The sequence below is a fragment of the Virgibacillus doumboii genome (genome assembly GCF_902806455.1).
GTDB lineage: Bacteria > Bacillota > Bacilli > Bacillales > Amphibacillaceae > Lentibacillus > Lentibacillus doumboii.
In genome coordinates, this window is the sequence record NZ_CADCWQ010000001.1 from 1,741,705 (window position 1) to 1,761,557 (window position 19,853).

Consider the following 19,853-nt stretch of genomic DNA (forward strand, 5'->3'; position numbering starts at 1 on the left):
AACGATGCAGATTATCCGTTCAGTAAGTGAAATGCAGCAAAAAATGATAATGATAGGTCGGGAAAACGATATCGGCTTTGTAGCAACAATGGGCTATTTTCATGAAGGTCATCTTGCATTAATAAAAGAGGCTGCAAAAGATAATGATGTAGTGGTTACCAGTATTTTTGTCAATCCGCTGCAGTTTGGTCCCAACGAGGATTATGATCAGTATCCCCGTGATGAGGAAAAGGATGTTAAACTTGCTGATGAAGCTGGAACTGATATTCTATTTTTGCCCGATGTAAACGAAATGTATCGTGTAAAAATGGCGATAACAATGGTAATTGAGGAACGAGTGAATGTATTATGCGGCCGCTCTCGTCCTGGTCATTTTGATGGAGTTGTTACCGTCTTAACGAAATTATATAATATTGTTCGCCCTGATAAAACATATTTCGGATTAAAGGATGCACAGCAGGTTGCAGTAGTTGATGCCCTGATAACTGACTTGAATTTTCCAATTGAATTGATTGCATTACCAACTGTTCGTGAACATGACGGATTGGCCAAGAGCAGCAGAAACGTTAATTTATCAGATGACGAACGAAATGAAGCTGTCTGGATTTCCAGGGCATTGGCTCAGGGACGCGATTTAGTTGTTGACGGAGAAAAAAATCCTGCTAATATTGTAAAAGAGGTTAAAGATACAATACGTAAAAAGACTTCCGGGAAGATTGATTATGTGGAATTATTAACCTATCCGGAATTACAGCCAATTCAATCTGTTGGACAGCAGGTAATATTGGCTGCAGCTGTTCATTTTAACAGGGCCCGGTTAATTGATAATGTCCTGTTTGATGCAAATGGCAGATTGATTAAAAGTTTACAATAGGGGGAAGTTGCATGTTCCGCACCATGATGAAAGCAAAATTGCATCGTGCTTGGGTAACAGAAGCCAATTTAAATTATGTAGGCAGTGTAACAATTGATCAGGATATTCTTGATCAGGTTGATATCTTGCCGCACGAAAAAGTACAAATTGTAAATAATAACAATGGTGCCCGACTGGAAACATATGTGATTCCGGGAGAGCGAGGTTCGGGAATTGTTTGCTTAAATGGTGCCGCAGCAAGACTTGTACAACCCGACGACATTGTTATAATTGTGTCATATGCACTTGTTTCAAATGATGAGTTAGCATCATTTAAGCCTAAGGTTGCCATCATGAATCAAAATAATGAGATCGAGCAACTTATTGAACAGGAACCACCATTAACTGAAATGTAATGTTCATTAGGTTTTTAATGTTAACTCTTATCAGATTTTATGATAAGAGTTTTTCTGTAAGTGTGTTTTTAGATATACTCTTTCCAATGGCTGTTTTCCAAAGGATTGTGTTATTTATTTCATTTTAACGAATGATTTCCATTTCACAATTGACAGAAACTGCGAACCAAGGTGGGGTGCTATGACACCGCTCCGGAAATATACTTCGCTTTCCGCGGGAAGCTGGTGAGCCTCCTCGTGCTAAGGCACTTCGGAGTCTCACCTAGGCTTTTCTTCCCGCAGGAGTCTACGTATATTTCCTACGCTGGTTTCGTGCATTGAAGAAAAAGTGGTTTTACTATTCGGGGAGTATCGCATATTCCGGCTGCTGGCTTTGGTTTAAAATCATCACGAAAGGATAAATTGTCAATCCTACACCGAACTAGCGGAGGAAATACGCTGAGACTCCTGTGGGAGGACAGGCCTAGGTGAGACATCTGAGTGCGATAGCACGAAGAGGGCTCAACAGCCGCCCACGGAAAGCGAAGTGTATTCCCGCAGCGGCATAAAAGCACATAAACTTTTTTAAAGTAGTTTGCAGTTTATGTCATTTGCAATGGAAAATAACAAAAGTAACTAAAAACAGCTTTAAAGCAAAAATAAGTAATTAAATGAGAGTAAGGTGGAATTATGGACAGGAAGTATGTCGTTATTGACCTGGAAACAACAGGTCATTCACCGGCAAGTCATGACAGAATAATTGAAGTAGGAATTGTAGTTATCCAAAACGATGAAATTACTGATGAATTTTCCACTTTCATTAATCCAAAAATAGAAATTCCATCATTTATATCAAGTTTAACCGGCATAACAGATGAAGATGTAAAAAATGCTCCTGTATTTGAAGATAAAGCTCATGAAATTATTTCCATGTTTGAAAACAGCTATTTAATTGCTCATAATGTTCCATTTGATTTGAGCTTTCTCAATGCAGAACTCGATCGAATTGGATTTATTAAATTGAATAACCCTGTACTTGATACGGTTGAACTGTCCCGTATCCTTTATCCGCAGGCTCCAAGTTTCAAATTGGGCCAATTGGCGGAATATCTTCAAATCATGCATGATGAACCACACCGCGCTTTGTCGGATGCTTATGTCACGGCGAAGTTATTTCTTGAACTGAAACATAAAATGACTTCCCTGCCATATGAAACAGTTTCACATTTATTGAACCTGGAAAAAATGCTTAAATCCGATTTATACACATTGCTGCATGAACAAGAGCAGAAACTGGCTTTTTCAATGGATGAGGATAAGAACATGGATACCTACAGAGGGCTGGCATTCAGGTATATTGATGACGCCAGACCTGATAAAAGTAATGTTGATATAGCGTTTGGCAATTATCTTGATGATATATATGAAACAGATGGTACGATGCAGCAGCAGATGGATAATTATGAAAAAAGAAACGGACAAAGAGAAATGTCTGAGACTGTTTTCGATTCGTTTCAATCAGAGAAACATGCATTGATTGAAGCTGAAACCGGAACTGGTAAATCACTAGGCTATTTATTACCGGCTATATATGAAGCGGTATCGAATAAAAAAAGGATAGTTATAAGTACATATACAACACAATTGCAATCACAGTTAATGGATGAGGAAATACCATTGATTCGTAAACTGATACCTTTTCCGTTTAAGGTTGCTTTGTTAAAAGGAAAACAGCATTATATCAGTCTGGAAAAATTTGAACGTACATTAGCCTCCGGACAACAGGATAATTACGATATTACCCTTACCAAAGCAATGATACTTGTCTGGCTGACAGAGACAAAAACAGGCGACATTGATGAAATCCAGATGCCATCGAGTGGTTATTTTTACTATCGGAAAATTTCAACCGATGCAGAAGGTATAGTTGATCCATCAAATCCTTGGTTCTCCCGTTCATATTATCAAAAGGCACGTAAAAAGGCACAACAGGCAGACATCCTGATAACAAATCATGCATTACTATGCACGGATATGTTCAATGATTATCAATTGCTGCCATCGTATAATAAAGCGATAATCGATGAAGCACATCATCTGGAAGAAACGGCTTCAAAGCATTATGGTTTAAAACTCGATTATGTTAGTGTGCAGTATACATTGACACAAATTGGCACAACTAATGAGGGGTGGCTGGCAAAAGTATTAAAAAGCTACCAAATAAATCATGAATCCTTTCAGATGGATGAATGGAACGACATTGCTGGTAAAACTAAATATGAGGTTGACGATTTATTCCGTATGCTTTTTGAGTATGTTATTGAACAAAAGCAAAAGGATAAGACTTTAAGTGACATTGGCAGAATTCAGTACCGGTTTGATGAGAGCAAAGAAAATCCCGACCAGTGGAATGTTATCAAAGAAATGTCCAAGCGGATAATTTTTTACTTCAGAGACATGATCCATTTGCTGTCACAGTTAAAACAATTGCTTACAAAAGAGGAAAGCTTTGATAAGTATGTTTTGGAGGATCTCCATAACAGCATGACCGCACTGCAATCGGTTATCGACCGAATTGAGCAGTTGTTTTTAATGGATGAGGGTATTGCCAATGTAAAATGGATAGAAATCGAGGCATATGGAGCCAAAAATGCTGTTTACATTTACAGTGAGCCTACAGATATGTCCACGCTCCTGGCAGATGATTTTTTCGATCAAAAGGAAAGTGTCGTCTTAACAAGTGCTACTTTGACAATGAAGAACTCATTTTCGTTTATCATGAATCGGCTCGGTCTTTCATCTGATTGGACAATTACTGAAAAAATAAATTCACCTTTTTCGTATCAGCAACAGGTTCAATTAATGGTTCCAAATGATTTTCCGGATATTAAATATGGTAATCCTGATGATTTTATTTATTCCACTTGTGAAGCGATTTTATCATTGGCGAAGATTACAAAGGGAAGAATGCTTGTCCTGTTTACTTCCTATGATATGCTGAAAAAATCATATAACTTACTGAAAGAAACAATTGATATTAACAAATATATGCTGATTGCCCAAGGTATTTCCAGCGGCAGCAGGTCAAGACTAAAAAAGAACTTTCAAACATTTGATCAAGCTATTCTGTTGGGTACCAGTTCATTCTGGGAAGGAGTGGATATCCCTGGTGAGGATTTATCATGCCTGATGATTGTGCGGCTTCCATTCCAGCCGCCAAATCATCCGATTTACGAAGCAAAATCAAATTACCTGAAGGATCATGGGAAAAATGCATTCTTTGAGTTATCCTTACCAAATGCTGTTATCCGCTTTAAACAGGGATTCGGGAGATTGATTCGCTCAACTTCTGATCGGGGAATAGTATTTGTCTGTGATGCACGTGTTATGAAAGCGCGATACGGAAAATATTTTACCGAGTCAATCCCATCAGTACCGGTAACATACGACTCCACACAGAAATTAATGGATAAAGCAGAAGAATGGTTTTAAAATAAAAATAAAAAATACTGATGCACCGGCTGATGCATCAGTATGATCTGGTATGGGACAGGTAATTTTTGTTGAGATAAATAAAAATCAACCAAATTTGCGGGAATGCTTGTTATACTGTAATTGTGAGTTCATCTTATTTATTCAACTTTATTTATAGTGTTAGCGTGAGCAGTGAACTGTATGAGTAGTAAAATATGATAAAACAAGAAGCATTTATTATTGGAGGGGAAATGATGGATAATGAAACTTAAATGGATAATCGGCATCGTATGTCTTTTTCTGGTTTCTTGTTTTATTTATGGTGTATTTTTGTATAATGATATCCAAAAGGACAAAACTGCTTCATTCAATCGTGTGAAAGAGGCAGTGATCCAGGAAACAGAATTGACTGAAATAGGAAAAGTTGAGCGATTTCACGGTAAAAAAGCTTATTATATATTACATGGTAAAACAAAAAATAATGAAGAAAAGATTGTTTTTTATCCGTTTAAGGCAGAAAATAAGGATTTAACAATTATCAGTAAGTCTGATATAGTACCGGAGGAAACCATCAGAAACAATTGGCGCGGGAAATGTAAAAATTGTGAGATGCATGAAATAGCACCAGCGATTGTAACGGATGATAATGATCCGGCATGGGAACTAACATATACAGATGAATCCAATCGGTTTGTCATTGATTATTTATCCATCTATGATGGTTCAAGAATTGAAATGATTGGCTTTAGAAGGATGTTTAAATAGGAAGGTGATTACATGGAATTAGCAGATAGGGTTAAAACATTGACACCGTCATCAACTTTGGCGATAACGGCAAAAGCTAAAGAATTAAAAAATCAGGGTTATGACGTTATCGGTCTTGGGGCAGGTGAACCTGACTTTAATACTCCTCAGTATATTATTGATGCAGCTGAGGATGCCATGATTAACGGTTTTACTAAATATACACCATCCGGAGGAATAATTGACCTTAAGAATGCAATTGTCGACAAGTTTAAACAGGATAACGGCCTCGAATATTCGAAAGAAGAAATAATTGTGACTACAGGCGCCAAACATGCTTTGTATACGCTGTTTCAGGTATTATTAAATAAAGATGATGAGGTAATTGTACCAGCCCCTTATTGGGTTAGTTATACGGAACAAATAAAACTTGCAGGTGGAAAACCGGTAATAGTCGAAGCAGATGAACAAAATAACTTCAAATTAACGTCGGAACAATTAGAACGGGCAATTACACCTAGAACAAAAGCCATGATCATTAATTCACCAAGTAATCCAACCGGAATGGTTTACGATAAAAATGAGCTTCAAAAATTAGGCGAAATCTGTCAGAAACATGAGGTTTTAATTATCTCAGATGAAATTTATGAAAAATTGATTTACACAAACGACAAGCATGTTTCCGTTGCACAGCTGTCTGAGCAACTTAAAAATCAAACCATTATCATTAATGGCGTTTCGAAATCACATGCAATGACAGGATGGAGAATAGGATATGCTGCAGGGTCGGAAAAAATTATTAAAGCAATGACAAATCTTGCATCGCATTCGACATCAAATCCGACATCCATTGCTCAATATGCAGCACTTGCTGCGTATCAGTCAGAAGAAGATCCGAATGAAGAAATGCGAAAAACATTCAGTAAACGGCTTGATATATTATTTCATTTATTGAATGATATTCCAGGTATCTCATGTAAAAAACCAAAAGGTGCATTTTATTTATTCCCAAATGTAAGAGAAGCAGTTAAAAGCAATGGTTTTAACACTGTTGATGAGTGGGTTAAGGCATTACTTGAAGAAGAGAAAGTTGCTTTAGTGCCCGGTTCGGGATTTGGAGCACCGGATAATGTACGTTTATCTTATGCCGTATCAGTTGAATTATTAGAAGAAGCAGCAAAGCGGATAAAACGTTTTGTTTTAAATCATCAATCATAGTTATTGGAGGTAATCTTTTGAAAACAACGATATCACAAGTGCCAAAACACGAAGGGGAAGAAGTAACAATTGGGGCTTGGTTGTCCAACAAACGATCAAGTGGAAAAATTGCCTTTTTACAATTAAGGGACGGTACAGGATTTATTCAAGGAGTAGTAGCTAAAAATGACGTAATGGAAGAAACGTTTCAACTTGCAAAAAACATGACTCAGGAATCCTCGATTTACATAACGGGTAAGATTGTCGAGGATAAAAGGTCTCCATTTGGGTACGAAATGCAGGTCAGTAACATTGAATTAATTCAGGAAGCAGTTGATTATCCAATTACTCCGAAAGAGCATGGGACTGAATTTTTAATGGACCATCGCCATTTGTGGTTACGTTCCAAACGTCAGCATGCAGTTATGAAAATAAGAAACGAAATCATTCGTGCAACGTATCAATTTTTTAATGATAATGGTTATGTTAAGGTCGATCCGCCAATTTTGACTGGATCTTCTGCTGAAGGTACGACTGAACTGTTCCATACACAGTATTTTGATGAAGAGGCTTATTTATCACAAAGTGGTCAGCTGTATTTGGAAGCAGCAGCAATGGCACTGGGTAAGGTGTTCTCATTTGGTCCAACTTTCCGTGCAGAAAAATCCAAAACAAGAAGACATTTAATTGAATTCTGGATGATTGAGCCGGAAATGGCGTTTTTGGATCATGATGAAAGCCTGGAAGTACAGGAACAATATGTCAGCTTTGTCGTTCAATCCGTGTTGGAAAATTGCAAGCTTGAACTGAAAACACTCGATAGGGACACAACAAAACTCGAAGCAATTAAGGCACCATTTCCGAGAATCTCATACGATGATGCAATTGAAATGTTGAAGGAAAAAGGATTTACTGATATCGAGTGGGGAGAGGATTTTGGAGCTCCACACGAAACAGCAATCGCTGAGAACTTTGATAAACCGGTCTTTATTACAAACTATCCGGCTGAAATTAAGGCTTTCTATATGAAACCGGATCCCGAACGCTCAGAAGTTGTTTTATGTGCTGATTTAATCGCACCTGAAGGGTACGGAGAGATTATCGGCGGATCACAGCGAATTGATGATCTGGAGTTAATGAAACAACGGTATGAGGAACATAATTTAACCGGACCGGCATATCAGTGGTACCTGGAACTACGTCAATATGGAAGTGTGCCACACTCAGGATTTGGCCTGGGCCTTGAACGAACAGTCGCATGGTTATCCGGTGTGGAACACGTAAGAGAAACGATACCATTCCCTAGACTGTTGAACCGTTTGTATCCTTAATAAAAAGTAAAATCCCTTGCAGAATGAAGAGGCAAGGGATTTTATAATCGTTTAATTTAAATTTCATGCTATACTGAGAAATGAGGTGTTCCATGTTATGACGAAATCCATTTCATTTCAGGATATTTTATTGAATCAGGTTCAGGTTCCTGCAAGATTACTTGAGAATTATGCTTCGGTCGGATTGAATGAGAAAGAAGTAATGGTTGTTTTACAGATTTTCCGCTTTCTTCAAAAGAAAGTTGACTTTCCGACACCTAATGAACTTTCATTACATCTAACCATCGATGAGAAGGAATGTTCAAATATTTTACGTACACTGATTCAGCGCAACTACCTGTCGATTGAACAAATGAAAAATGAGCAGAATCAATTAAGTGAGGCGTACAGTTTAAATCCGCTTCTGGAAAAACTTTTTTCGGTGGAAGAACAAAAGAAGCCTGATGAAGACGGAACTATATTCATCTTATTTGAACAGGAATTTGGCAGACCGTTATCACCATTTGAAATTGAAATGATCAATACTTGGCTGGATGAGGACGAGCTTGCACCTGCTCTGATTAAAGCTGCCCTGCGTGAATCGGTATTAATGGGAAAACTTAATTTTAAGTATATTGACCGAATTCTTCGCGAATGGAAAAAGAAGGGTATCCGTTCTGTAGAACAAGCGCGGGAAGCAAGTAAATCATTTCATAATAATCAGGCTAAGCAAAATGATACCGGAACAAATAAAAAAAGAGATACATCATTTTATTATAATTGGCTGGATGGGGAGGACTAAGAAATTGTTGAATAAAACACAGGTTAACTACTGTTTGGATGTAATGAAGGAGATGTTCCCCGAGGCACAGTGTGAACTTCGTCATGCCAATCCGTTTGAACTGGTTATTGCTGTTTTATTATCTGCCCAGTGCACGGATGTACTTGTAAACAAGGTTACTGAATCATTGTTCAAAAAATATAAGGAGCCGGAAGACTATTTAGCAGTTTCTCTTGAAGAATTACAGCAGGATATTAAGTCTATTGGCTTATATCGAAACAAGGCAAAAAATATTCGTAAACTCTGTCAAATGCTGATTGATGACTATGGCGGGGAAGTACCAAGGACAAAAGAAGAATTAATGAAACTTGCCGGAGTGGGCAGAAAAACTGCCAATGTGGTGGCCTCTGTTGCCTTTAGAGAACCGGCAATCGCTGTCGATACGCATGTGGAACGTGTATCTAAACGATTGGCGATATGCCGCTGGAAGGATTCCGTTCTGGAAGTTGAACAGACATTAATGAAGAAGGTGCCTAAAGATGAATGGGCAGACACACATCATCGAATGATTTTCTTCGGCAGGTACCATTGTAAAGCAAGAAATCCCGAGTGTCCGACGTGCCCATTACTTGATCTGTGCAGGGAAGGGCAGAAGCGAATGAAGAAAAGAGAAGCAGTCAGCAAGTAATATTTATCAGATTTTTTAATCGTGTATATCTTGCAAAGCATAATGAAAGAGGCAACCAATTGAGGTTGCCTCTTTTTATCTTTTTATTAGTTATTACCACCTGATGGATTTCCACTACCATCGCCACCATTATTTTGTCCATTATCCTGGTTACCATCTATAGTAGCGTCCACAGTACTGGATCCACCTCTGACTCCAGAATTAGCGCCATTTTGTCCAACTGGGGTAACGGTAATCGTATAGTTGCCCGGCTGTAGCGGGGCACCACCATCGCCTTCAATAACAATACCAGCTGAGTCGATAGTTTGTGTCTGCAGTTGCTGGCCATCCCTAGCAACGACCACTTCATGTCTGGCAGGCGGCCCATTATATTGCCAGGAAACATCTATCGTTGAATTAGGTGTCGTTGCGGCGCTGAGACCTTGAACGGCTGGAATATTTCCTTCACCATTTTCGCCTTCATTACCTTCTTCCTCATCTTCTTCATCTTCTTCAGGAACAGCAACAGTAGTTGTTGCAGGTTCACTTCTGTTTTCTTCCGTTTCATTACTTACAACAACAACCTGAATTTCATATTCAGTTCCAGGTTCGACATTCGAAATTTCAATTGATGTCTCTTCAGTGGAGGACAGTTCCTGCATCTGACCGCCATCGATACTTGCACTAACTTTAAAGGAGACATCCTGCTCTGTATCATATTTCCATTCTGCATTAATCGTATCTGACTCCTGATTGAACTCAGCTTTTAGATTTTCAACAGGATCAAGCTGATCGTATTCTTCAGATGTTTCTGTAGGTTCATTGCCTTTTACAAATAGCTCGGTCACAATTTCAGATTCAGGTGTGTATTCACTCGGTAATTTGGCCGGTCTTGTTCCTTTTTCAACCGCAACTTCCACAACCGAGTCAGGCTTTGTAAAGTCCGGTGTTTCAATGTCTTTGGACAACTCGGTCATCGTATGTTTATACAATTGATGCGGTACTTTCGTTTCTGAACCTACCAACCCTATATCAGGGTTATCATAACCGGTCCAAATGGAAATCGTATAATTTGTGGAATACCCGCTGAACCAGGAGTTAGGAGATCCATCTACACCGTCTCGTGTTGTTGTACCTGTTTTACCTGCGTCTGGTAATCCTGAAACATTTGCCTGTGTACCTGTACCTTCTGTAATAGCAGTTTGCAGCATATCGGTAATCATGTATGCTGTATAGTCAGACATCGCTGCTTCAGGTTCCGGTTTCAAATTAACCGTTTCACCAGTTTCCGGGAGTTCAACTTTTCTGACTGCATATGGTTCATTGTAAATACCACCATTGCCAAAAGCGCGATATGCTCCGGCAAGCTCGAGAGGATTGGTACCAATTTTTCCTCCACCAAGCACATCAGTAAGTCCGATTTCATTATTCCCAAACGTTATACCTATTCCCTCCGCAAATTCTTTAGCTGTACTTCCGCCGATTTCCGCATAAGTTTTGGCAGCAGGAACGTTCAGTGATTGCTGCAATGCAAAACGCATGGAAACCCAACCATAGTACTGGTTAGCCCATGTCTCAATCTGATCACCATCAGCATCACCTTTTATCTCATAAGGACCATCATCATTCAGCTGATGATATGTCGACCATTGCAAGTTTTCAATTGCTGGGCCGTAGCCGATTATTGGTTTAAATGTTGAACCTGGTTGTCGACTTATACCCGCAACACCGCCACCTGTAGAAAGGGCGTAGTTTGTGCCAAGATTTTCATTACCACCGCGTGCACCACCGATGGCCCGTATCGCACCAGTTTTTGTATCCAATACAGCCATTCCTGCCTGCATTTTTACTGTTTCACCATTCTCAGGGTTCGTTTTGGGCTCCGGATAGTTAATTGGGCTATCTTCGCTGTTAGACATTAGAAATTCTACATGTTTTTGAGCATCCTGATCAATGGTTGTATATATTTTTAATCCGTCAGTATAAATGTCTGCACCATCTAATTTTTGACTTACTTCCTGTTGAACCCGCTGCAGGAATCCTTCATATGGTGTTGAATCAGTGCTATCTTTGGTCAATAGTGATGGGATGTCAACTTGTCTTGCTTCTTTAGCTTGTTTTTCTGATATTTTTCCATGTTGTACCATAAGATGCAAAACGGTGTTCATCCGCTCTTTCATTAATTCCGGATTTTTAAATGGATTATATGCTGATGGCCGTTGTGGCAATCCAGCAAGTATGGCAGCTTCAGGCAATGTCAGTTTACTTAAATCTGTTTTACCAAAATAAGTTTCTGCCGCTTTTGCTACACCATATGCACCCTTTCCGTAATAAATTTTATTCAAGTACATTTCCAGAATTTGCTGTTTGGAATAGTCCCGTTCAAGCTGCAGTGCAAGCCACATTTCCTGAACTTTGAGACTGATTTTCTTTTCATGTGACAGGAATGATTTTTCAACAAGCTGCTGGGTAATAGTACTTGCACCTTCAGAACCAAAGCCTTCCGTTATATTAGCTACTACTGCACCACCGATACGCCAGATATCGATACCGGGGTGATCAAAAAACCTTGAATCTTCTGTTGCGATGACGGCATCAATCAGCACATCAGGCAGTTCGTTATATTCAACTTTGGTTCGTTGTTTTGCCCCGAGATCTGCAAAAAGTTCGCCATCTTTATCATAAATTTTTGATGAAAACGGGCTTTTTAATTTCTCTGCATCAATTTCCGGTGCCGTGGCAATATAATACGTAAAAAGAGCACCGACACCTATACCGATAGCCAGGAATGTAATAGCAGTTATTAGTAATATTTTTTTCCATAAAGGTTTTTTAGATGCTTTTTTTTGCTTTCTTCTGGCTGTACGAGATTGGCCTTTTTCTGCCATAACGCCTCTTCCTCCAATCTAAAAATAGAGCTTGTCGATAAGTTTCAGATAATCGACTCTTGCTTGATAGTGAAACGGAATAATATGTCCTTCTTTGTTAATATTTTCATATGGAATCGATTTTTTTCCGCCATTTAAATGATCATTCCAGTACGTTAAAAATGATTCCGCCTGCATAAAGTAAGTCTCATTATATACCGCAAAACGGATTATCAGAAAGCTTATACCCCCATGATTTAATATGCTTTTCATATGTTTTATTTGATGGTCATGTAAATTTGCTAATGGAAAGCGAGTTTTATTTTTCGTTTCCTTTGCTTCAAAATCAATATGTTTGCCCCGGTAAATCCCATTATAATCAGTTGTTGAAGCTTGTTTGAAGTACGCTTCAGTAATAACTGCTGCGCTTCGTTTTGGATAATGGACATTCACAATTTGGACAGGGGTCGGTTTTTTGTGAATTACTGCTTTATCAGTATCCAGGTAAAATGAATTCGTTGTGTTTATATCCTCCTCAAGTGTCATTCCACGGTTGCTGTAGCCTTTTTTATACTGGGAAGCAGACCTTTGCTGGATATTTTTATGTTTTTGTCCGTTTGGATAGTTCATTAATTCTCCCCCTTGTATATTACAGTATCATATCAGAAAAACGTTAACTTGATAACTATAATCATCATCCGGAAAGGTGGTTCATACCATGAATTCGAAACGGGGAAAACATGACCATCTATATTATATAATAAATCGTACAAAGAAACATAATGTTGATAATATTTCCCGTACAAAGGCCTATCAAAACTTCTACATCCACTATCCTGAGATAAAGTGGGCACTTGTAGCAAGTATGGTATCCAGAAATGCCGGGTGGAATATGACTGATTTATTATTGTCACCTTTTCAGAAAATCCTTTCTAAAACTGAACGCAAGCGAATGTTTATGACGTACGAACGGGCAAATTGGCTCATTTTTTCAGATGCATATCCACAGTTATTAATTTATAAAATTTCCCTGCAGCTCAATAAACCGATGTTCCATTTATTGCCTGAACTCCATGTCTCACGGTTCATGGTCAGGGAATGGGAGAGATTTTGGAATAACAGGAATAAAGACCGGCTTATGACAGCGTTAATCATTAATGAACAGAATGTTATTCACCAGCCCGTGATAAAACAGTCTTTTTTTAAGTATCATATTTTCAGGCAGTTTCCATACCTGCTTCAGGACTTTTTCTATTTAAATGCAATTATTATACCAACAAGGTCAGAAAAATTATATGGTGCATTTGTACATGACTTCACTAATGTCACTAAACGGATTACCTTAGGAAAACATATTGCATCCATCATTTTCAATCCTGATATTTATAATAAGCTGCTTGATTTTGCGTTACATGTAGAACATACAGGTTCACGAAGGGACTATGAACAATTCTTTGATAAAAAGCTTGAAAAAAGTCCAATATTACGGGCTGCATACCCAGTAATAACGCATCAGGATATAATTCGGAGGGACTGGTATAAAATAGGGGGGTTAAAGAAGAAATGGTGGTCGGATAAATCAGCTGAACTGTACAACGATGTTAGTAATTCATTTTATATAAGAAGAAATTTGCTTTATGCATATTACCACCTGAAAAATTTCTTTGCATAAAAAAGGATTTGCATGTAAACAAATCCTTTTTCAGCTTTTACGTGGATGGGCGGTTCGGGCCATCCAGTTTTTTATTTCTGGTTCGATTTTTTTGTTTCTTATGGTGCTCTTCTGTTTTCTGTTCCGCTCGTTTCCTTTTCATTAAAAAAACCCTCCTTCGTGTATAGTTTGTCTGTTTTTCAACGAATCTACACTAGTTTTGCAACTTTTCTTCTAGTTTTGTCGAAGTGGAAGGGATGATTATATTTTGCTCGAATTAGTGATTTAATACTTTTAAATAAGGGTGATTCGAATGATGGATTTGAGAAAGAATGTCCAGGAAACAGAAAAAAAGAAGTTTGCCAATACGTTATCAGGGTTAGCTGATCAATTACGGTTAATCGATCAAAAAATAACCATGAGCACGGATAGTGATATTCAGCAGAATTTTTATAATCTGAAAAGGGAAATTGATGGTTTAAATTCAACTGTCAAAAAGATTTCCAGGAAGCGTATGAAAAATACGAAGAAAATCATATTGCCGAATTTTACGTTTAATGCCAGGAAAAGATCATCCTAACAAGTGATTATTACACAAATAAATGATAAAATATACCTGCAGATAATTTTATAAAGGCAGGAACATTTATGGATTTGATTACACAGACACAAGAATTTAAAGAACATGCAGATAAATTAAAAGAAATGTATGTGAAAAATGACCCTCCGGAAAATAGGAGGGATAAAGATTTTTTTCTAAAGGTAAAAGCGTATACGGAACCGATATACGAATTACTGGAGAAATGGGAGGACAATGCGCTTCAAGTCGTAAAAGAGCGTAAAGTCAATCTTCATCCACAACAGGTAACATCCACAAAAGAAAACATGGGACTTCTGTTAATGCACAGTTTTTATATTGATGTAAAACGTAAACGGTATATGGAACTGAATCATTCGGTGAACTTTATCCTTGATCAGCTGCTGGAAGATCTTCAGCAACAGTAGATGAAATACTTTACAAGTTAAGCGATTTCATTTATAATTATTTTCCATTTGATGTGAAAGGGGAAAAATATGAGTAAGCAAGAATTGATTCAGGATGCAATAACAATCAGAAATAAAGCATATGTCCCATACTCAAAATTTCCTGTTGGTGCAGCACTCTTAACAAAATCCGGAAAAGTATACACAGGATGTAATATCGAAAATGCTGCATACCCTGTAAGTTGCTGTGCCGAACGAGTGGCTATATTTAAAGCAATTGCAGATGGTGAAAGTGAATTTGCAGAAATGGCAGTAGTTGCTGACACGAAAAGGCCAGTACCTCCATGCGGTTCCTGCAGACAGGTTATGAGTGAGTTTTTTGGTAGCTCGATGAAATTACATTTAACCAATCTACATAACAATACAAAGACCGTTACAGTAGAAGAACTGTTACCATTTTCCTTCCAGCCGGAAGATATGGAGGAGATCCCCAAATGAAGCTGATTAATCAGCTTCATTTTTTTTGACTCTTTATGTAAATTTTGTTGCTTTCTAACTCCGTAGTTGAAATAAACTGCGACGTATTTCGGGAAAATCGAGTTGTACCTTTAGTAATGCCCCTTGACGCCACGGATGGTTTACAGGGTTAAATCTTTTTCATTACAAAAAAATTATTGATTTACCAAGATAAAGTGAGCAAAACTCAGCGGAGGGAATACACGGAGACTCCTGGGGGAGGAAAGGCTGGGCTGCTGAAAAACATATTTTGGAAATTTATTTCCCCACTTTACTTAGTAAATTGAAGGAAAAATCGTTTGTCATTCCCCACTTAAAGATGATATTTGCTTAAAATTCGGGAAACGATTTTTATTCAATTAAAAAGATGGTAGTTTTTCAGTGACCTCGAGGAAAGGCATCGGTGAGACCACTGAGTGCGCCAGCAATTTTTTCTGCGAGGAGTGCTGCTTCTCCGAAATCACTTGCAACACGACGAGCACGAAGTGGGCTCACCAGCCGCCCCCGGAAAGCGAAGTGTATTTCCGGAGCGATGTTGTTGCACTCAACTTTATTCAAAGTAGTTCTCAGTTATGTCTTTCGTATTAAAAAACAACAATCCATGCGAAGATAGCCTTTATTTATGAACTATTACATTCACAGTAATAATCCTTAAACAACAACCTTTTTTAAATGTAATAAGACAAGTTCACCCAATAATGTTATACTAGGTACTAGATTGAATAAAATGATGCATATATTTGCCGGACAAAAATACAATTAAAATGACAATCAATAGTCAGTCCAAAAAGTAAACAAGAATTGTAAAATACGAGGTGACTTTAAAAATGAATTCAAATCGCATTCAGCTAAGCGGGAAAGATATTCTTGAAAAAGAGTTTAAAACAGCAATGCGCGGATATCACCAGGAGGAAGTTGATGAGTTTTTAGATACAGTCATACAGGATTATGAAGCATTTCAGCAGGAGATTGAAAATTTAAGACAGGAAAACGAGCGGCTCCGAAAGCATTCAGAACAAACGAGAACAAGAACTGCGACTCCAAATCATCAAGTCAATTATGATGTGTTGAAACGATTGTCCAACCTGGAAAAAGCAGTATTCGGGAAAAAATACGCAGATTCATAAACCTATCATAATTTACCAATGATGTATTACAGGTTATATGTTATAATGTGTAAGGCAAAATGTTGAATACTCACGTAATCGCTGCATATGTAGTATGTAGAGGAAAGTCCATGCTCACACGGGCTGCGACGCCTGTAGTGTTCGTGCTTGACGAAATCATAAGTCAAGGTAGCCATATGGTTAACGGCAGTAAAAAGTCCTAAGTCATATGATATGGATAAGTATACTTGAAAGTGCCACAGTGACGAAGCCGGATTGGAAACATTCCGGGTGGAACGAGGTAAACCCCGCGAGTGAGCAACCCAAATAAAGGTAGGGGCACCCTTGACTAGGGAATTGAACCGAAAAAGGGACAAGTATTACTAAAAATACTTGTAGATAGATGATTACGACCACTGTACAAGGTTGACCACCGTTTGAGTACAATGGAACAGAACATGGCTTACCTGAGTATTCAATGGTCTATATTACGAGTAAACACAAACCTTTCTGATTGTGATTCTGCAATTGGAAAGGTTTTTTTGTGATTCATTTTACTATATTATGGTAAACTATAACTACTTAAATCCTGAAATGAAAGGAAATAATGTATGGCACAGGAAGTAACATTAATTGCAACATCTGCTATGGGTCTTGAATCCGTAGTAGCAAATGAAATTAGACAACTCGGCTATGAAGTGGAAGTTGAAAACGGAAAGGTTGTATTCCAGGCTCCTGTTTCAGCAATTCCACGTTGTAACTTATGGCTGCGTTCCGGTGACCGAATTAAGCTGCAGGTTGGCAAGTTTAAGGCTACTACCTTTGTTGAATTATTTGAAGCAACAAAAGCATTACCATGGGAACAATTTATTTCAGAAGACGGGAAATTCCCCGTTTCAGGTAAATCAGTAAAATCGACATTACATAGTGTCCCGGACTGCCAGGCAATCGTAAAAAAGGCTATAGCCGAAAAACTCAAATTAAAATATGGCCTGGCAAAGAATATGCCGGAGACAGGTGCATTGTATAAAATCGAGGTGGCGATCCATAAAGACGAGGCAATATTAACACTGGATACATCCGGCACCGGTCTGCACAAAAGAGGCTATCGTGTCGGTCAGGGTGAAGCACCATTAAAAGAAACATTGGCAGCTGCATTGATTTTATTAACCAATTGGAAGCCCGAATTACCATTGATCGATCCTTTTTGCGGGTCAGGAACCATCCCGATTGAAGCAGCATTAATCGGTCAAAATATTGCGCCTGGATTTAATCGTGAATTTGCTTCGGAAAACTGGGATTTTATAAAAGCCCGTTATTGGGATGATGCTTTTGAAGAAGCTGAAGATAAAGCAAATTATGATCAAGTCCTTGACATTACCGGGTTCGATATTGATCACAAGATGATAAAAATTTCAAATGATAACGCGAAGGAAGCTGGATTAGGAGAGTTAGTTTCCTGGAAGCAAATGCAGGTTAAAGATTTATTTCTGCGTAAGGATAATGGTTACATCATTGGTAACCCTCCATACGGACAGCGCATTGGAGATCGAGAGAAAGTCAGCAGGATTTACCGGGAATTAGGGGAAGTCATGAACCAGCATCCATCATGGAGTGTATATATATTAACGGCTTTCGAAGCATTTGAAAAACAGTACGGTAAAAAGGCTACCAAAAAACGGAAACTCTTTAATGGCTTTATCCAAACGAATTATTACCAGTACTTTGGCAAGAAACAAAAGGAGGAGTACGGTGGATAACGTGAAACAAATCGAGAAGGATTTTAAGGAATTGTTAAATGAGCAAAATGCATACCGGGAAACAATTATGCTGACCCACTGGGATCTGCGCACGAAGATTCCAAAAAAGGGAGTGGAGCAGCGATCAGAAGCAGTCGGGTTCCTGTCTGAAAAACTTCACAAACTGGAAACATCAGAAAAAATGAAATATTTTATTGATGCTTTAAAAGGCAACACAGAAGATGAAATAATGCAGAAAACAATCGAGGAATGTGAAGAAGTTTATGAGCGGAACCATAAAATACCCAATGCTGAATTTAAAGAATATGTTATGCTGCAGTCGAAGTCGGAAGCAATATGGCAGGAAGCACGGGAAAAAGGTGACTTTGCATTATTTAAGCCGTACCTGGAAAAGTTAGCAGCATTTAACAAACGATTTGCAGAATACTGAGGTTACCAAGATAACATCTATGATGCACTTTTACATAATTATGAACCTGGTGTTACTGTTAAGACGCTTGATCATGTATTTCCTTCATTGAGAAAATCACTGACATCATTGCTTGAAAAAATTAACCAGAGCAATTCAAGGCCTGACATTGGTATTCTAACAGGGGAGTTTCCAAAAAAAGATCAGAAAGCATTCACCCTGGAAGTATTAAAACAAATGGGGTATGACTTTTCTTCGGGACGTCTGGATGAAACGATACATCCATTTGCAATTGCACTGAATATGGATGATGTTCGTGTAACTACACGATATGATGAAAAAGATTTTCGTATGGCTGTGTTTGGAACGATTCATGAAGGCGGGCATGCCTTATATGAACAAAATATCAGCAGGAAACTTGCAAATACGCCATTGGCAACCGGAACTTCAATGGGAATTCATGAGTCACAATCGTTATTTTGGGAGAACTTTGTTGGAAGAAGTAAAGCATTTTGGGATAAACATTATGAATTATTCAAGTCCTATGCACCAAAACGTTTTGATTCACTTCCACTGGATGCTTTTTATCGCGCGGTAAATGAAGTAAAACCATCATTGATTCGAATTGAAGCAGATGAATTAACTTATTCGCTTCATATCATGGTCCGTTATGAACTCGAGAAAGCGTTGATCAATGATGAAATAGAGGTAAAGGACTTACCTCACCTTTGGAACGAAAAAATGAACGACTATTTAGGAATAAAACCATCGAATGATAAAGATGGAGTGTTACAGGATATACACTGGGCAGGCGGAGACTTCGGTTATTTCCCATCTTACGCATTAGGCTATATGTATGCAGCACAATTTCATAATACTTTAACTAAAGAAATGGATTTGGAACAAGTAATCAGTAACAGTGACTTTATTCAAATCAGAGAATGGTTGACGGAAAAAATTCATCAATACGGGAAAATGAAAAAACCGCTTGATATACTGGAAGCAGTTACAAACGAAAAGTTGAATCCAGACCATCTTGTCAATTATTTAACAAAAAAATACAGCGATATTTATACGTTCTAAAAAAGAACAGAGGAGTGATTCTCTGTTCTTTTTTTGTCATCAATGCGTATTAATTT

At 38.2% G+C, this 19,853-nt stretch carries 16 protein-coding genes, 1 other RNA gene and 1 pseudogene; 16 read left to right on the plus strand and 2 right to left on the minus strand.

What is annotated here, in order from left to right; genetic code table 11:
* Positions 1-4: 4 nt before the first annotated feature.
* From panC to nth, 8 genes are all read left to right on the plus strand, one after another.
* Complete coding sequence (panC, locus tag G6R02_RS08440; protein WP_164668783.1) at positions 5-874, plus strand: pantoate--beta-alanine ligase; 870 nt, start codon at positions 5-7, stop codon at positions 872-874.
* An 11-nt stretch (positions 875-885) separates the two neighbouring features.
* Positions 886-1,269: an aspartate 1-decarboxylase gene (gene panD, locus G6R02_RS08445; RefSeq protein ID WP_164668784.1), complete on the plus strand. Its 384-nt coding sequence runs from the start codon at positions 886-888 to the stop codon at positions 1,267-1,269.
* 669 nt (positions 1,270-1,938) lie between these two features.
* A complete protein-coding gene (dinG, locus tag G6R02_RS08450; RefSeq protein WP_164668785.1) occupies positions 1,939-4,740 on the plus strand; it encodes an ATP-dependent DNA helicase DinG in 2,802 nt (933 codons plus the stop codon).
* A 243-nt stretch (positions 4,741-4,983) separates the two neighbouring features.
* Entirely contained in the window at positions 4,984-5,487 is a 504-nt protein-coding gene (locus tag G6R02_RS08455; protein WP_164668786.1) for a cell wall elongation regulator TseB-like domain-containing protein, read from the plus strand.
* A gap of 12 nt (positions 5,488-5,499) precedes the next feature.
* Complete coding sequence (locus tag G6R02_RS08460) at positions 5,500-6,684, plus strand: pyridoxal phosphate-dependent aminotransferase (protein ID WP_164668787.1); 1,185 nt, start codon at positions 5,500-5,502, stop codon at positions 6,682-6,684.
* Positions 6,685-6,701: 17 nt separating this feature from the next.
* Positions 6,702-7,994, plus strand: coding sequence for an asparagine--tRNA ligase (gene asnS / locus G6R02_RS08465; protein ID WP_164668788.1), 1,293 nt, complete (start codon positions 6,702-6,704; stop codon positions 7,992-7,994).
* A gap of 97 nt (positions 7,995-8,091) precedes the next feature.
* Positions 8,092-8,775, plus strand: a complete 684-nt coding sequence (locus tag G6R02_RS08470) for a DnaD domain-containing protein (RefSeq protein ID WP_164668789.1) — start codon at positions 8,092-8,094, stop codon at positions 8,773-8,775.
* A gap of 4 nt (positions 8,776-8,779) precedes the next feature.
* A complete protein-coding gene (nth, locus tag G6R02_RS08475) occupies positions 8,780-9,442 on the plus strand; it encodes an endonuclease III (RefSeq protein WP_164668790.1) in 663 nt (220 codons plus the stop codon).
* A gap of 86 nt (positions 9,443-9,528) precedes the next feature.
* On the opposite strand, the gene G6R02_RS08480 is transcribed toward nth, so the two are convergent.
* Together G6R02_RS08480 and recU are read right to left on the minus strand one after the other, a co-directional pair.
* Positions 9,529-12,309: a penicillin-binding protein 1A gene (locus G6R02_RS08480; protein WP_164668791.1), complete on the minus strand. Its 2,781-nt coding sequence runs from the start codon at positions 12,307-12,309 to the stop codon at positions 9,529-9,531.
* 18 nt (positions 12,310-12,327) lie between these two features.
* Positions 12,328-12,918 carry a Holliday junction resolvase RecU gene (recU, locus tag G6R02_RS08485; RefSeq protein WP_164668792.1) on the minus strand — a complete coding sequence of 197 codons (591 nt, stop codon included), beginning with the start codon at positions 12,916-12,918 and terminating at the stop codon, positions 12,328-12,330.
* Positions 12,919-13,006: 88 nt separating this feature from the next.
* Between recU and G6R02_RS08490 the strand changes: the two genes are divergently transcribed.
* The 8 genes and pseudogenes from G6R02_RS08490 (at position 13,007) to G6R02_RS08525 (ending at position 19,797) form a co-directional block, all read left to right on the plus strand.
* The gene (locus G6R02_RS08490) at positions 13,007-13,960 is read left to right on the plus strand and encodes a DUF2515 family protein (protein WP_164668793.1); all 954 of its coding nucleotides are present in this window, start codon (positions 13,007-13,009) and stop codon (positions 13,958-13,960) included.
* Between the two features lie 292 nt (positions 13,961-14,252).
* Positions 14,253-14,519, plus strand: coding sequence for a hypothetical protein (locus G6R02_RS08495; protein WP_164668794.1), 267 nt, complete (start codon positions 14,253-14,255; stop codon positions 14,517-14,519).
* 68 nt (positions 14,520-14,587) lie between these two features.
* Complete coding sequence (locus tag G6R02_RS08500; protein ID WP_164668795.1) at positions 14,588-14,944, plus strand: DUF1798 family protein; 357 nt, start codon at positions 14,588-14,590, stop codon at positions 14,942-14,944.
* 69 nt (positions 14,945-15,013) lie between these two features.
* The gene (locus G6R02_RS08505) at positions 15,014-15,421 is read left to right on the plus strand and encodes a cytidine deaminase (RefSeq protein WP_164668796.1); all 408 of its coding nucleotides are present in this window, start codon (positions 15,014-15,016) and stop codon (positions 15,419-15,421) included.
* A gap of 845 nt (positions 15,422-16,266) precedes the next feature.
* Positions 16,267-16,566 (plus strand): cell division regulator GpsB, encoded by a 300-nt coding sequence (gene gpsB, locus G6R02_RS08510; RefSeq protein ID WP_164668797.1) that lies wholly within the window; start codon positions 16,267-16,269, stop codon positions 16,564-16,566.
* Positions 16,567-16,632: 66 nt separating this feature from the next.
* An RNA gene (gene rnpB / locus G6R02_RS08515) (RNase P RNA component class B) lies at positions 16,633-17,017 on the plus strand.
* Positions 17,018-17,156: 139 nt separating this feature from the next.
* On the plus strand, positions 17,157-18,305 hold the full coding sequence (locus tag G6R02_RS08520; protein ID WP_164668798.1) for a THUMP domain-containing class I SAM-dependent RNA methyltransferase: 1,149 nt from the start codon (positions 17,157-17,159) through the stop codon (positions 18,303-18,305).
* Positions 18,238-19,797, plus strand: a pseudogene (locus G6R02_RS08525) (carboxypeptidase M32). Before G6R02_RS08520 ends, G6R02_RS08525 begins: the two are co-directional and overlap by 68 nt.
* Positions 19,798-19,853 lie beyond the last annotated feature (56 nt).